This is a genomic window from Mesorhizobium sp. BR1-1-13, from assembly GCF_020165515.1.
In the GTDB taxonomy this organism is placed as follows: Bacteria; Pseudomonadota; Alphaproteobacteria; order Rhizobiales; family Rhizobiaceae; genus Mesorhizobium.
Genome location: NZ_JAIUIH010000014.1, coordinates 22,598 through 36,596, shown reverse-complemented (window position 1 = coordinate 36,596; position 13,999 = coordinate 22,598). Strand labels below are relative to the sequence as shown.

Below are 13,999 nucleotides of genomic sequence, written 5' to 3'. Positions count from 1 at the left end.
ATCGCAGAAGTAATTGAAAATAGCACTGTTTCGTTCGTTGGTCAAACTCTGGCCACTTAACGCGCAAGCAGTTTTGCTTCCTCTTCAACGATGTAGTCGCAAAGATTTTCATCGGCTCTGCATTCCGCCGCGATCACAGTCGGCCATCGACCAGACCTGTCCGGACCGATAAGGGCTCCTGCGTCGATAAAAAATTTTGTAAGCGCGAGGTTGTTTGTGCCTACGGCGATATGCAGGGGGTTCAATCCTGTCTGCTCATGCACGCAATCAATGTCCGCTCCATCATCGATGGCGCGTGCGACGCTGGATAGATCGCCGAGATAGGCGGCTTGCAGAAGGTCCGCGTTGAGCCGCGCCGTTCCTGCGCTGTCTCCCTTCCGCGCGCTACGTGAAGCCTTTGCGTTCACGACGCCTCCTCCTCATCAATCCGCTCGAACGAGAAATCGACCGGGTCGCTGTATGGCCGCGCGATCTCCAGTTCGTGAAGGAACGCGGCTTCCATTCCGTATCCCATGAGCGTTCCTCCTTCGAACTCACGCAGCCAATAGGCACGCGGCAGCCGGGTGAGGAGGTTTTTCGCGACGACAAATACGAGAGGGTCAAAAATGAGTAGCGCGCCTTCGAAGCTATGCCGCGTGCCGTTCGCTGGAACCGGGTCGACCATTCCAGGATTGAACACCTCTTCCCGGAACGAAAATCGGGCCGGATCGTCCCCTTCAACCGCGCATGTCGAGTAGCCGAGCGTGTATTCGGTTTCGTCACTTTCGAAAACTCGTACCTTTCTTTCGCGGCGCTTCGCCGAAACTCTGTAACGCCCGCTAAGCCGAACCGGCGCGCTCTTTGACGTGCCTCCTTCGTCCGTTGGACAATGGAGTGCCTGAAGACCAAAAAACCCCGCGAGTTCGCGTGCGAAGTCTTCCGTTTTCCCTGCCGCCGGCAGGGTCTGGGCGAACTGGAAACAGGGTTGCAGGAAGGCATCGTTCGTCCGCCCGCAATCCGCCAAGAAACGCTGTAACGTCTTCAAGGGTAGAAGGTCGGGCGGCCTGTCCGTCGCGTCCGCGATGCGCAGCTGAAGCGCGGGCACGCCTATCCGGTTTTGCTGCATGTAGCTTCGCAGCGCCGCGCGAAGCCGCTCCCGGTCTGCCAGATTGAACTGGGTCTTTCGGGCCGCTCGCTTCCGTGTTGCTGCCTGCGCATCATTCATAATCTGACCAATCCTTGGCCAAGACCTTCAGGGCCGCCGCTTCCACTATGCGGCTATGGATAAGATAACTCTTGCATATATTGCGGCGGGTGTCGCGGGTGCCGCCATCTGGGGATGGCGGAGCAAGGAACGCCCTACGACATTCGGCTCTGCCGACTGGCTCGCGCCATGGGTGGCGAGCCGTAAGGGCATGTTCCGCAAGAGCGGCCTCATGCTGGGCGACTGGACCGGCCAGCTCCCCGTCTACTACCGCGGCTCGGGCCATATTCTGACCGTCGCCCCAACCGGCTCCGGCAAGGGCACTTCTGCCATCATCCCTAATCTTCTCCAGCATCCCTGGATATTCCTGATTGACCCTGGCGGGGAGAACACGGCCATCGCGGCTCGCGCATGGCGCGAGAAAGGCTACGGCTTTCATTGCCTCAATCCCTGGGGAATGCATACGGCTGCGCCATGGTCGCTGCCTTCACACAGCATCAATCCGCTTGGAATCCTCGACCCTCTTAGCGAGACGTTTTCAAGCGATGCCGAGCTCATCGCCGACATGATCGTGACCCGGACAGGGACCGAGAGCGGCTCCTCTGCCTATTTTAAAGAAGAAGCGCGGAGCGGCATCCGCGCCTTCCTCATGCACATCATGACGAGCGAACCCGCCGAACGGCAGACGCTGCTTACATTGCGGAAATACATCTCGGCTGGTCCCGCCGAATGGGAACGTCTCCTCACAGCCATGAAAGGCAACACTGCTGCTGGTGGCATCATCGAACGCGAAGCAACGCAGCTCGAACGGCGCGAGGCGCAGGCGACGGAGGAGTTTTCGGCAATCCTTTCGACAATGAAGCAGGATACGAACTTCATCGAAGACCCTGTGATGCAGCGCGCGCTCGCAACTTCAACGGCGCAACTTTCCGAGCTCAAGGGCACGGGAACAAATGGCCGGTTGTCCGGCTGCGTCGTTTCGGTCGTCATTCCGCTCGAATATCTTGAAACCCACGCGGCGTATGCCCGGCTCATCGTCGGCTGTGCCCTGTGGACGATGCAAAGAGAGCCCCTTTCTCGCGGACGCGTGCTCTTCGTCATGGACGAGTTCCCTGCGCTGAAGAGGATGGACCGCATCGCGGGCGGGCTCGCGACGCTCCGCAAATACCGGGTGTGGCTGTGGCCTGTCATCCAGAACCTCGGTCAGCTCAAGCAGCTTTACGGTCAGAACTGGCAGACGTTCATATCGAACGCAGGCCTTAAGCAGTTTATTGGCGCGAGCGATCTTGAGACGGCGCAATATATCTCCGAGCTCTGCGGTGACGGCACTATAGAGGTGACGACCCAAACGCCTGGCGGCGCTTCAACGTCGCACGCGCAGCGCCGTCTCGCGACCATCGAAGAGGTCATGCACATCGAAAGCAAGTCGCAGATTGTCTTCGTCGACAATCTGAAGCCTCTCCTCCTGCGCAAGACGGAATATTGGCAGCGGCCCGGCCTGCGGGGACATTTCAACCAGAACCCTTATCAGGCGAGCACACCTGCTCTCGATACGCGCGTGCCCTACTGGACGGCCCAGGGACTCGGCATGCGCCTGTGCGCATGGCTCGCCGGGCCGTCTCCTGTCGTCATGGCTCTCCTTTGCTTCTGGCTCGCGAATGCGCTCGGCCTCGGCATTTCGGCGGAGCCAGTCATCGGAAGATCGCGGCAAAAAGCCGTGTGCACCTACCTCACGACACACGGCGCGCTTGATTACACGACGCAGGAAACATCACGAGGGCGGGGCTGTTCGTGGTTCGCCGTCAATCTTGGATACGGGGAATAGGAGCGCCGATATGGCTGGCATGAAACTGAAGGCCGAGAGCGGCAACGACCGGGGCGGATTCTGGACGATTTTCATCGGCGTTTTCATGAGCATGGGGTTCTCGGGCCAGCTGCTTGCCTGGCTCGATTTCAGACTCCCTGCCGCCGACAATATGGCCGTTCGGATAGCCATATTCGCGCTGTTCGTAGGCCTTTCATATGCGGCGTTCGCCGCCATCGTCCTCGTGTCCGCGCGGCTTCTCACGCTCGCCTTCGCGGGAATCGAATGGCTCGTGCGCCGCGCGGTTTCCTTGCTTGAAAGGCTTCTGACGGGTGCCGTCGACCATGGGCAGACGGCGCTCAAATCCGCGCTCGCGCTCTCCCTTCTACCTGTGCGCATCGCAGGGTCATGGTTTCATGCGCGTTACCTTGCGCCCATGTTTGAGCGCAGGCGGCAACGCATCGAGCTGCGTCGCCTCTACGAAGAAGTGCGCGGTGACTATGCAAGCTTCGAAGAGTTTCTTCGCGCCTTTGAAGGCGGCGATAGGGCAGATGCACGAGACGACGAGACTGTGCGCGAAGAAGAGGAACTCAAGCCTGAGCCTGTCGACAAGTTCGCGCTTGCCTGCCGCACCCTTGGTCTAAGCCCTGAAGCCCTCACGCAAGCGCAGCTCAAGACGCGCTTTCTTGAACTCATGAAGGCGGTGCATCCCGATGTCATCGGACCCAACGTCTTTGCCTCGCAAATCAACGAAGCGCGCGAGATCATCAAAGCGCGCAAAGGATGGAAATGATGAAAAACTGGCTGACATTGAAGCCTGCCGCGTTACCAGCGAAAGCGGCTTCCTCCGAGCTTGCGACGAAAGCGGATTTCGACCGCAAAGTCGCAGAATTCCGAAGAGCTTCCGGCAAGCTTGAATCCTGCCGCTTAGACTTCGTCTGCGCGAAAACGGGAGAGCCATTCTGCGCCTTGTTCGACCGCGCGAGCGCCGCCGAAAAATTCGCGGTTGCGAAGATTGAGAAGATCGGCGTGACAATAGCCGCGCCATCTCCTATTTCTCGTCCCGCCCTGCGCAGCTTCGATGCGAATGAGTTTTCATTCGCTGCCTGGCGCTGCCCTTGCTGCGGTAGCGGCAGCTTCGTCCATTGCGCATGCGGCCAGAACTCCTGTCAGGCGAAGGTCCGGCAAGCCGGTGATGGGCGCATGTATCACACATGCGAGCCCGGCTGCGGCTCTGTAGGCGAGATCGGCAAGCTGCGCAGCGTGCAGGCGAACTCGGGCGGTGGCGGATACGCAAAGCCTCAAGCGGGCCTAAAAAGACCAGCGCTGCCCAAGGCGGGCAACGGGGGCCTGCTGACGCATCGCAAGTGGTGAAGATACTGGCGAATTTTCTAGCGCCACTGATCTGCGGGCGCGTACAATAAGGGATGGCTCCACGATACAGAAAAGGTGGCGGCAAGCTGCCTTCAGTGAAGGACGAGAGCAGTTCCCTCAAGATCAAGATACGGGGCAAAGACAATGCACCGCTCGGCATGGACGAGCTGCGCGAGGGCTTGATCGACGCTGCGCGAAAGATGCAAGAATACCAAAGCGGCTACCGGGCGAAGTTCGCCACCATTTACCTCACCGTGGTTGACGAGAACGGCCAGCCCGTCCGCATCAACGATGCGAACGAGCTGACGATCTATCCTTACCGTAGCGCCGCTGACGAGCACGGCGTATAAGGTTCCTGCCATTCTAAAACAGTGCGAGCTGAACCTCATAAGGGTCTTTTACGCCGTAAATGAGCCGTGCCATTGCGATGGTCGTCCCGCCTGAGAAGGTCGGCTTCATCTGGTAGCTGTTATGGGTTTCCCAGCTTATCCAGATTTTCAGGCCAGCGCCCTTATACGTGAGCGACAGGCAATCAGGGCCACCGCATCCGCCAAAAATGCCGAGCTCATAAGCAAGAGCTTCAGCAGGCTCCTGATTGGAAAGTCCTGTCCTTGCCCGCTCTCGCCAGCGCTCCCGTGCGCCCGCCATGCTGCATGTCGCGCGCCGGAAACCGGCGATGCGGTCGGCCTCGGTGAGAGGCCGTGGCGCGAGAAGCGCCCTCATCCTGTGCCTCCCGCGATGGGCGTCGCCTCGTAACGGTCAAGCTCAACCGCAATCCAGACCGGATTCTCGGGTGCGCTCCTGGCGCGTTCGATGGCGCTTTTCTCGTCGTCGGCTTCGACGGCCATCTCGTAATGGCGCAGCTCTGTGAAGGTCACGATATACCTGGTCATTGCAATGTCCTCCGCGAAGGGAAGAGAGGCGCTTACGCGCCTCTCTCCTCGGTTGCTTCCGCGGGAGTGCGGAGGACAATGCGTCCGCCTGAGACGGGAACCAGATCGAGCTGCAAGGTGAAGCCCTTGCCGTCGTCGTGATCCCAGGCCGCGCCGATGCGGGTCCAGAAGGACTTGCTGTCGGCTTTTTCCGCGACGTGCCACGCGATGAATGCGGGGGCTTTGGTTTCGCGAGCCTTGTTGTTGGCTGCCTTGTGATTGTAGCTGCGTGCCATGATTTGCTCCTTTTGCTGAATGGTTCGACACGCCCAACCGAAGACAGGGCGGCAAAGGGAGCGGTTCACAGTCTTCTGAACGGGAGGGGCATCTCCCGCCTGCACACGCGCAGCACGGAAGGCGGGGAAACGCTTTCAGAACCCCAAGGGCTTGGAATTGAATCGGGAGCGCGCCCTGTCAGGTCACGGCGTAAAAGTCGAGCCTTCTCAGCGGAAAGGCTGGCACCGCAGCGTTCACGGCCAGAGACAGGGCTACTCCGCGAGCATTTCACTCAGCCGCCAGAGCGGCAGCGAAGGAAATCTTATAGCCTGCGACCCTTGCCTAAGCCGCCAAAAGAGTCCCGGCGGTTACGAGAGCTTCCTCATCAGTAAGACCGGTTACACCCTGGATGGAAGCAATGTGCTGAGCCGTTCCGAACGTTGCGCTGCCTGTCGCGTCGACATAGAGCTTTGAATTGCTCCCGTTTGTCGTGATCTGCACAAAATTCGTAATTACATCTGTTCCTGGATGGTAGTAACCGTCGAGAATATCAGAGATGTCGATCTTGTCGGGGTTGGCACCTGCCGTCTGAAAACTTGAGATCGTATCAACCGCACCGAACGCGGATGAATCGAATGAGAAGGTGTCCTTCCCGGAGCTGAAACCAACGAGCGTATCGGCACCGGCACCTCCTTTCATAATGGTTTGGCCGTATCCGCCGTGGAGCGAATCCGCTCCGTCACCCCCGTACATGGTCACGAGGGTCGATGCTGCCGACCCGCTCGCTGCTCCATTTCCGAGGTAGTCGTCTCCTGCGTCGCCATATAGGGTTGCGTGGGAGTCGCCGGTTATGGTGTCATTCCCATCGTCGCCGTGGGCAATGTCATAGCCCGTCATCGCATAGATTGTGTCTGTGCCATCGCCGCCGTAGAGCAGATCATCACCGTTTTCACCCTTCAGAACATCATTGCCTGCGTAGCCATAAATTGTATCGTTGCTGGAGGCGTCACCGATGTCATGCCCGAATAGGTAGGAGTCGTTGCCGGAAGTGCCATGCGTTTCGATTTCCATGGTGCTCAGTGTCCAGACGGTGGTGTCGCCAAAGACAACATGCTCGACGGAAGTACCTGCGGCGTTCGTATGATTGTAGACGAGAATAGTATTTCCATCTGGATCGGTGAGTTGGAGGTGCTTGTCACTCGAACCGCTTTGCACGAAGACGATAGTTACGTCGGACGGTGCATAGCTCTCCCGAACGCGTATCGTGTCAGTGCCCGCTGAGTCATTGATTGTGTCATGTCCGGCAGAGAAAATGTAGGTATCGTCCCCGCTGCCACCTGCCATGGTATCGTCGCCCTCGCGGCCATCGAATATGTCGTTTGTTCCTGCATTCACGGTCGGCACGGTCAAGTTGTTGTTGCCGGACGTGCCAAGCGTTGTGATCGACAGGTTCGTTAGTGATACCGAGCTGCTGTCCGACAAAAAATAAAGATTTTCGACTGCGGCCGTTGAATTCAAAAACTGCCCGCTGATGATGATCTCACCAAAATCTGCAATTAGAATACCAAGATTGCTGGTAGGGCCGCTCGCATTGTTGACCCTATAGAATGTGATGTCGCTTAGATTGTACTCGGCTGGAATTATAATTGTGTCGCTCCCGCCAAAAGTATCAGTGATGGTGTCGATGCCTTCGCTCGCCAGATAAGTGTCGTTTCCGCTTCCGCCCGCCATAGCATCGTTACCAAGCCCGCCATCTATGGTGTGCGCTCCCGCGCCTCCCGTTGTGATCGAGTCGTTGCCTTCATTGCCATAGACCGTGTAGCTCGCAGAGTTGCTGAGACCGAAGGAATCGTTGCCACCCGTCAGATAGATGTCGGGTGTCGTAATCGTGGTCAGATTTAGCGTTGAAGTGTCGGCAAAGACGATGCTCTCGATGTTCCCATACGACAGGCTGCTTCCGCTGAAGTTCGTTTGAACTTGTATTGCGGCGATGCCGTCTATTGAAATTAGGAGGTCATTAAATGTGGTGATCGAGCCCTGACTTGATACGCGTGCGAACGAAAGATTACCCAGGGTGATGCCAGAGGGCAGTGTGATGTGATCGGTTCCGCCTTGATCGATGATCAGGTCTTGTCCACCTTCATAGATGTACGTGTCGCCATCAGAGCCTGCGGCCAGAGTGTTCCCGCCAGTGCCGCCGCCAATGATGTTGGTGCCCTGATAGGCATGAATTATGTCGTCGCCGTCGCCGCCATAGATCGTGTCGTTCCCGGAGCTTGCCGTGATGTCGTCGTTCCCGGCATCTCCATACAGCGTGTTGTTGCCGAGGCCGCCATCGATAATGTCGTTTCCGCCATTCCCATGGACGGTGTCATTGCCGCCGATTGCTACGATCTCATCCTTATCAAGTCCACCGTTGAGCGTGTCGTCGCCATTGGTTCCGCTGATGCTATTGTAGACGCCGAAAGTCGGGTCAATGATGTGGCGTATTGTGTTGATGCTGAGATTGACGTCGGTATCTGCGAGCGCGTCCTCCAGCCAACCTGTCTCCGTGATCGTTAGATTGTCGATACCTTCAACGCGATCTATAAAGCGAAGGATTAGCTCCCAGAAGGCATTATTGTCAGCACCCGGAGCTGGCGCGATTGTCGTTAGATAATCGAGCGCATCACTGGAGAGCACTGCGGTGCCTTCGATCTCGCCGGTTGCCACATTGTAGGTCACGGGGGCGCTGAAAAGCGCAAATCCTCCCGCCTGGACCATAAGGTCCGCGGCAAACATATCGACGGCCGCACTGTAGGCGGGCGTAAGGCTGAGAACCGCTCCCGGCGTAGGGTCCGGAGTATGCAATTTGATCTGGTAGAAGTCTGTTCCTAGTATACTTTCGAGAAATTCGAGTTTCCGCGCGTCGAAATAGTTACCTCGACTATCAGGGTCTATCCCATCAACGCCTGCCCACTTCAGCAATATTTCCTCGATGTCGGATTTTAAGTTCGTACTATCCACGAAACTATCGAGGGAAAAACCAGCGACAAAATTCGCAACCAAGTCCTTCAAATCAGAATCCTGGCTCATCGCAATCGTGAGATCGGGGATTTTACCGTAGCCGCGCAGCGTCGGCAGGAACAGGGTTTCGACATCAAGCGTGTAATCGCCCGCGTAATAGGAATTCGTGTTGTCGTGGACGAACCAGGCATCCGCAATCGTCGCCGTCGCGCCGCCTGTGAAAGTCACCTTGCTCGTGTGGCTGATCGGGTTGCCCGAGATCGTGGACGTTGACGAGGCGACGCCCGCGAGATCGATATTCGCGATGCCAAGCGAGGTGAGCGAATGAAGCTCTCCGCTTTGAGTAACAGCATCCCCGTTATCGTCTGTCCAGACGACAAGCGTGCTCCAATCGGCATCGTTGTTGTCGATGCGCAGATCATGGTTGGAGTCGAGCGCCGCAAGCTTCGCGAACCCGTCAACGGTAGGCGAGCCAAAGAGCTCCGCCGACGAGTCAATCATGCCATTGCTGTTGAGGTCGCGCGCAAGCAGGCCGCTATCACCGCTCACCCACGCCGTCTGAACGGCAAAGCCGTTGTCATTCAGGTCAAAGAATGTCTCTGTGGTTGAAGCGTTCCAGGAAGTAAGAGTTACGCCTGTATGCGCCGACGATAGGTCGATGACGAGCGGGCTTGATGCTGAAATTGCCGAGGTGAAAGCGGGTTGGATTTCCCCGGAAATCAAGGCTGGAAGCGGCACAGGTGTGTAAAGCGGGATATTGTCAGGGTCGACGAGAGGAACTGACGTCGGCGATCCAACAGGAGGTTCTACGATGAGCGTATTGATCTTTGGTACGCCACTGCCATCGAACTGGCCCGGTATCGTCACGATTGGCGTATTGCGACCTTCAATAAAAATGTCGAGGTATCCGTTGGGCCCGCGAACAACGTGAACATCGGCCGGATCGACGTTTAGAAGAGTAATTTTGTCCACTGTCCCCGTATCTGAATCCTCGAAAATGTTGATCGTCTGCCCGAGCCCAAGGGTGGACGGATCGAGGGTGTAATTGTCTGCGCCTCCTTGGTCGAAGTATGCTTTGATTTCTGGGTTAAGCGCGACAGTGCTGTCACCGGTCGAAATTAAGCGTGCATTGATTCCTGGATAATGCCATTCCGAGGTCCGTTCTCCCGATCCAACGTCGCCGCCAATTTTTGGCAGGTTCGCTAACGTGTCGATTCCGCCTGCGTCGCCGAGCGTGCTGGTGAGGGTGTGGCAGTCGGGTGCCGGAATCCAGTAAGTATCTTCCGCTAGTTTGGTTACGCTTTGACCTGCATAATCCGGATCACTTATCGAGGTGCCCAATGCAGTTGCCGCGCTGACCATATCGTCCCAAACTGCTTGAACAATTAGAAGACTACCGGAAGTGACCGTCGTGTAATATCTGTTGCTGTATGGATCGTCTCCATCAAGAGCGTCTCTCGAATCCGCAATGTCGCGGTCAATTTCAATTACGTAATCCGAGCTGTTGAGATGCGGGAGTCCGCCCCGAATGATTTTTTCGTCACCGCTGTAGGGATTACCATCTGGATCAAATACCCAGTAGGTGTGCTGTGTTCCGTCAGATTTAGTTGCGATGTAAATAGCTGCGGTCATTGATGCAATCCTTCTAAATAAGTTTCTATAATTTATGGCAGTCGCTGAATAACAAGCACGCCGAATAGAAATATTCGACAATGAGTACCGGTGAATAAATTAAAAGCGAACATGTAACTCCGAGGCCAAACTGAAGATGCGTTATCTTTTTGTTGGCCCCTAGGCGATAGAGAGATACTAAAAGAGGGATCTGACATAGAAGCGCAATAAGCGGGAAGAAAATTTGGGGAATAAGCAGCGCAGTGACGCGAGACACCACATCGACCTGCAAAATCGACTGCAGAATTATCATGTTGATTAGCGGTGATAGAACGACAACAACGACTAGATAACTTTTTTCGGTCATTTTGACCTCCGAATAGAATGTGATGAAAAAGAAGAACAGAGCGTCAAGGGCATGAATTGAAAAAGAAGCACCCAACGTAGATGCTCGTAATCATTACTAGGGGGATTATGATGAAAAGGAGCGCAGTGAATGTCACAAGACGCCTAGCGAGATCGTCTTGCCGGGCCTGAGCGCTTCCTAAAACGAGGTAGCTTGGGCTTACGATTAGCGCGTAATACACGAATAAGCCTAGCGGACGCGGAGGAATATGAAGTATTGCTGCTCCAAATCCTGACGGCAATCCGATCAATATCTGCATTACAAACGGTAACAGCAATGCTCCGACCCACATCAGAGCCGGTGATCTCAGATTAATAGATTTCAAATAACACCTCGTGTTGATGAGCAAGAAGCCAAATTGTGATCGATTGAAATCGATGACTTAAAATGAGAAGCATCATACAATATCGACCAAGTTTCGTACACGGTGCAATTGCGTAGCGAGTTAACCCACTTCTAAATCGCATATGAAAAACACTCACTGACATTGAGAAGACTCCGGCGCTGAAAGCTCACAGAGCTGCACGATGTGTCCAGCAACCGCAGCAATCTCACGAAGCCGTCCCGTCGCTTGCGCCCTTGTGTAAAGCGTCAGCCACTCAGTGAAGCGTGGCCCCGTCATCCCGCTGCCGGTGGTCATATCGTCCGCACCATCAACCAAGGCAGAAAAGCTGATGCCGAGGATTGACGCGAATTCCCACGCGCGCGAGACCGACATACGGTTCTTGCCGTTCTCGTATTTCTGAATCTGCTGGAAGGTCAGCCCCACCTCGGCTCCAAGCCGCTGCTGGCTATAACCGGCGAGCTTGCGCGCGATATTCAGATTGCGCCCTGCGATCACATCGACAGGGTGCGGACTTGCGCCTGACCTTGCTCTTCTCTTCCGTTCCGACATGCACTCCCGCAGCTCCGGCTTGTCGCCGGGCATCGATCGTTCCTGGTTGTTGGGAATGCCACCTCGCTGGTGGCCGGGAGTTTCAAAATCGTGCAAGACGATCACAGCACTCTTTAGGCCGGAGCCCTGAACATGCAGTGCTGTCCCCCGGCCAAATGCCAAGGGACATGAATGACGGTCATGTCCGACCGCTTGCACGGGTTTGAAAAGCCCGATGCGGAGTCTGTCCGCAAGCTTCAATTAGAAGCTGCGTAAGCCTGCTCTTCCAGATGAAAAAGCAGCTTCCCGGATTCTATCCGCCGATTTATTACGATTATTTCCGTAACCGCGCGACCAACGGGAGCGCGGTCAATGCCGCTGATCTGTGCCAGCAAGATGCGCCGCCCCGATCTTCTGATAGAGCGCCGACAGTTCATCCTGAGCTTTGCGGACATGGGCGTACCATTCCGCATTCTGAATGATTGAACCATGAGCTGAGAGCTCCCGGTCAATCAGGCCGAGCAAGAGGCTGGTTGTGTGCAGCGCTTCATGGCAGCCGAAGCTTTCCGCCCCGTAACGATATTCAAGGGGCTGCTTTTCGCCGCGTTCCTGATCGCTCTTCCGCAATTCGGCAAGCAGGGCAAGGCGTTCCGCTTCGAGCTCTTTATCTTCCGTCACGGTCTGTTCCCTCCGGGTTGACTTTTTGTGGCACTAATCGGGCGCTTCCTGACCATACCATGCCACGGTCAGGCGGCACGCTCCTGTGTGGCCGCGCTCAGCTGAAAGCCATTCAGACAATCGGCGGCCCGCTGCGCGTGAGAAGCGGCGGTAAAGATCGCGCGAGGGTCTTCCTTCAGCACCTTCAGCCAGTTCCCGATATAGGCGGTGTGATCGGCCCGGACTTCAGGAGTGAGATCAAGATCGGCTGAAACAAACGCGGCTCCAAGCTCCGCCACAAGCTCTTCCATCGCGTAGCCCTCATCGCCGAAACGCTTCCTGCCGAAGTCGCGGTCAAGCCGGGAAGGATGCCGCGTCCAGTGCGTCACCTCGTGCGCCAGAGTTGCGTAATAGCTCTCCGCATCGCGGAAGGTTTCGAAGGGAGGCATGCGTACTTCATCGCTTGTGAGGCTGTAGCAGGCGACATTCCCGCCGTGGCGGATTTGTGCCCGGGTGGCTGAAAAGAATTCATCGGCTTTAGCGATACGCTCAACGGGGTCAAGCCGCTCTTGCGCAGGCGCATGATACTGCGCGGGCAATCCGTCGATCTGCTCGACGTTAAAGACGGTGTAGCCCTTCATGAAAGGAATATCCCGCTCGCTTTCCTCGCCCTTACCGTCGGTTTCGGTGCGGGTGATGCTGGAAGCAAACACAACAAGGCTTCCCTTCTCGCCCTTCCTGATATGTGCGCCGAGCTCCTGCGCCTGCTTGAAGGTCATCCAGATGGGTGCAGCAAATCCTTTCTCCACGGCTTCCGCCCAAAGCATAATGACGTTGATACCCTGATAGGGAACAAGATTGCCGCGCAATGGCCGCGTTATCCTGCCTGCCGCATGCTCCGCATTCCAGGGTTTGCGCCAAGGTAGAACGCCCTTCTCAAGCTCTGCCACAATCTGGTCGGTTACGCGCTGATAGACATCGTTTCTCACTGTTTCCTCCTCGCTCAAAAAGACGGGTGCGCCATGCAACCGGTTGGCACTCGCCGAGAGCGGGAGGGTCTGGGTGGGTATGGGTTCGTGACTGGCCGGGTTGCCGGACGGCGCATGCGCGAAGCGGAAGCGCTCTGTTTGGAGCGCCATGCGTCCGGACGCGGCCCTGCCAGCTCTAAGAAGACATGCCGAAGGGAGGGAGGGCGGCGCCCTTCCTGAAGCCCTTCACGTCATGAAAGCAGCGGAACGCTTCTTATGAATCCTCGCGCGAGGGATCGTCACCGTATGGCCGAAACCGCGATTGCGGGTTCGGTGAGCCGCGCTGTAGTCGCCAGACGAAAGCGGGGGCGAATAGAGCCCGGCGGCGCTGGAGCGAAGCGCAGGCGGCGCGCGCCTGCTAACTGTCCAGCTTCTGACCAGGCATTTCACGACACAAAGGACGATGCTCCTTCCAGCAACAGGAGCAAACAATGAATACCGACATTCACATTGCCGCTGTACGGCGTTTCCGCGCTTTGGTCGGCGACCTTAAGGAGATGACGGAGGCGGAACGGCTTCAGGCAGAATCCGACCGTCTCGCGCATGCGCAGTATACATCAGAACACACATGCAGATGGGACATGGCCGCGCTGCTGTTGCGGTTCATGCACGAGGTCTGTCACATTCCCCTTTGGCAGGCGCGCGAATGCACCGTTGTCCTTATCGAGCAGAGCGAAGCTTTCCGCATATCGGGCCGCGACCCCGCAGAAATCACGGCTCGCATCGTTCAGGCAACCGCGAACGTCCTCGCGGCGGATGCAACAATCCAGATGTATATCGCCGCAGCCGAAGGCACCGAATTCGAGCCTTTCTGGAAGGAGGTTTTGAAAGTGCTCTGGTATGCCCAGCCCTTCGAGCACGATGACGGCGGCGAGAATCCAACCCTGCACTGACCGCTCAAGCCGTCA

At 56.7% G+C, this 13,999-nt stretch carries 14 protein-coding genes; 5 read left to right on the top strand and 9 right to left on the bottom strand.

Going from position 1 to position 13,999, the window contains the following annotated elements:
• Positions 1-56: 56 nt before the first annotated feature.
• Positions 57-407 (bottom strand): ankyrin repeat domain-containing protein, encoded by a 351-nt coding sequence (locus LB533_RS25800; protein WP_224678491.1) that lies wholly within the window; start codon positions 405-407, stop codon positions 57-59.
• Positions 404-1,204, bottom strand: coding sequence for a hypothetical protein (locus tag LB533_RS25795; protein ID WP_224678490.1), 801 nt, complete (start codon positions 1,202-1,204; stop codon positions 404-406). The genes LB533_RS25800 and LB533_RS25795 overlap by 4 nt, the downstream gene beginning before the upstream one ends.
• 190 nt (positions 1,205-1,394) lie before the next feature.
• On the opposite strand from LB533_RS25795, the gene LB533_RS25790 reads away from it, so the two are divergent.
• From LB533_RS25790 to LB533_RS25775, 4 genes are read left to right on the top strand one after another with little or no spacing between them, the layout of a single operon-like run.
• Positions 1,395-3,008 (top strand): type IV secretory system conjugative DNA transfer family protein, encoded by a 1,614-nt coding sequence (locus LB533_RS25790; RefSeq protein WP_224678489.1) that lies wholly within the window; start codon positions 1,395-1,397, stop codon positions 3,006-3,008.
• 10 nt (positions 3,009-3,018) lie between these two features.
• The gene (locus LB533_RS25785; protein ID WP_224678488.1) at positions 3,019-3,780 is read left to right on the top strand and encodes a J domain-containing protein; all 762 of its coding nucleotides are present in this window, start codon (positions 3,019-3,021) and stop codon (positions 3,778-3,780) included.
• A complete protein-coding gene (locus tag LB533_RS25780) occupies positions 3,780-4,361 on the top strand; it encodes a hypothetical protein (protein ID WP_224678486.1) in 582 nt (193 codons plus the stop codon). Before LB533_RS25785 ends, LB533_RS25780 begins: the two co-directional genes overlap by 1 nt.
• Positions 4,362-4,414: 53 nt before the next feature.
• Positions 4,415-4,711, top strand: a complete 297-nt coding sequence (locus tag LB533_RS25775) for a hypothetical protein (protein ID WP_224678485.1) — start codon at positions 4,415-4,417, stop codon at positions 4,709-4,711.
• A gap of 13 nt (positions 4,712-4,724) precedes the next feature.
• Here the strand turns inward: LB533_RS25775 and LB533_RS25770 are convergent, their stop codons facing one another.
• The 7 genes from LB533_RS25770 to LB533_RS25740 form a co-directional block, all read right to left on the bottom strand.
• On the bottom strand, positions 4,725-5,084 hold the full coding sequence (locus LB533_RS25770; protein WP_224678484.1) for a hypothetical protein: 360 nt from the start codon (positions 5,082-5,084) through the stop codon (positions 4,725-4,727).
• A complete protein-coding gene (locus LB533_RS25765) occupies positions 5,081-5,254 on the bottom strand; it encodes a hypothetical protein (RefSeq protein ID WP_224678483.1) in 174 nt (57 codons plus the stop codon). The genes LB533_RS25770 and LB533_RS25765 overlap by 4 nt, the downstream gene beginning before the upstream one ends.
• Positions 5,255-5,286: 32 nt before the next feature.
• A complete protein-coding gene (locus LB533_RS25760; RefSeq protein ID WP_224678482.1) occupies positions 5,287-5,529 on the bottom strand; it encodes a hypothetical protein in 243 nt (80 codons plus the stop codon).
• Between the two features lie 322 nt (positions 5,530-5,851).
• Positions 5,852-10,147, bottom strand: coding sequence for a beta strand repeat-containing protein (locus LB533_RS25755; RefSeq protein ID WP_224678481.1), 4,296 nt, complete (start codon positions 10,145-10,147; stop codon positions 5,852-5,854).
• A gap of 863 nt (positions 10,148-11,010) precedes the next feature.
• Positions 11,011-11,460: a helix-turn-helix domain-containing protein gene (locus tag LB533_RS25750; protein ID WP_224678480.1), complete on the bottom strand. Its 450-nt coding sequence runs from the start codon at positions 11,458-11,460 to the stop codon at positions 11,011-11,013.
• 315 nt (positions 11,461-11,775) lie between these two features.
• On the bottom strand, positions 11,776-12,084 hold the full coding sequence (locus tag LB533_RS25745; protein WP_224678479.1) for a hypothetical protein: 309 nt from the start codon (positions 12,082-12,084) through the stop codon (positions 11,776-11,778).
• Between the two features lie 68 nt (positions 12,085-12,152).
• On the bottom strand, positions 12,153-13,052 hold the full coding sequence (locus LB533_RS25740; RefSeq protein WP_224678558.1) for an ArdC family protein: 900 nt from the start codon (positions 13,050-13,052) through the stop codon (positions 12,153-12,155).
• Positions 13,053-13,522: 470 nt separating this feature from the next.
• On the opposite strand from LB533_RS25740, the gene LB533_RS25735 reads away from it, so the two are divergent.
• The gene (locus LB533_RS25735) at positions 13,523-13,984 is read left to right on the top strand and encodes a hypothetical protein (protein WP_224678478.1); all 462 of its coding nucleotides are present in this window, start codon (positions 13,523-13,525) and stop codon (positions 13,982-13,984) included.
• The last annotated feature ends 15 nt before the right edge of the window (positions 13,985-13,999 follow it).

What these genes read in the sequence shown, in the direction of transcription:
- LB533_RS25795 (WP_224678490.1), bottom strand. Translation starts at nt 1,204, where the DNA reads ATGAATGATGCGCAGGCAGCAACACGGAAGCGAGCGGCCCGAAAGACC.
- LB533_RS25790 (WP_224678489.1), top strand. Translation starts at nt 1,395, where the DNA reads ATGTTCCGCAAGAGCGGCCTCATGCTGGGCGACTGGACCGGCCAGCTC.
- LB533_RS25785 (WP_224678488.1), top strand. Translation starts at nt 3,019, where the DNA reads ATGGCTGGCATGAAACTGAAGGCCGAGAGCGGCAACGACCGGGGCGGA.
- LB533_RS25780 (WP_224678486.1), top strand. Translation starts at nt 3,780, where the DNA reads ATGAAAAACTGGCTGACATTGAAGCCTGCCGCGTTACCAGCGAAAGCG.
- LB533_RS25775 (WP_224678485.1), top strand. Translation starts at nt 4,415, where the DNA reads ATGGCTCCACGATACAGAAAAGGTGGCGGCAAGCTGCCTTCAGTGAAG.
- LB533_RS25770 (WP_224678484.1), bottom strand. Translation starts at nt 5,084, where the DNA reads ATGAGGGCGCTTCTCGCGCCACGGCCTCTCACCGAGGCCGACCGCATC.
- LB533_RS25765 (WP_224678483.1), bottom strand. Translation starts at nt 5,254, where the DNA reads ATGACCAGGTATATCGTGACCTTCACAGAGCTGCGCCATTACGAGATG.
- LB533_RS25760 (WP_224678482.1), bottom strand. Translation starts at nt 5,529, where the DNA reads ATGGCACGCAGCTACAATCACAAGGCAGCCAACAACAAGGCTCGCGAA.
- LB533_RS25755 (WP_224678481.1), bottom strand. Translation starts at nt 10,147, where the DNA reads ATGACCGCAGCTATTTACATCGCAACTAAATCTGACGGAACACAGCAC.
- LB533_RS25750 (WP_224678480.1), bottom strand. Translation starts at nt 11,460, where the DNA reads ATGCCCGGCGACAAGCCGGAGCTGCGGGAGTGCATGTCGGAACGGAAG.
- LB533_RS25735 (WP_224678478.1), top strand. Translation starts at nt 13,523, where the DNA reads ATGAATACCGACATTCACATTGCCGCTGTACGGCGTTTCCGCGCTTTG.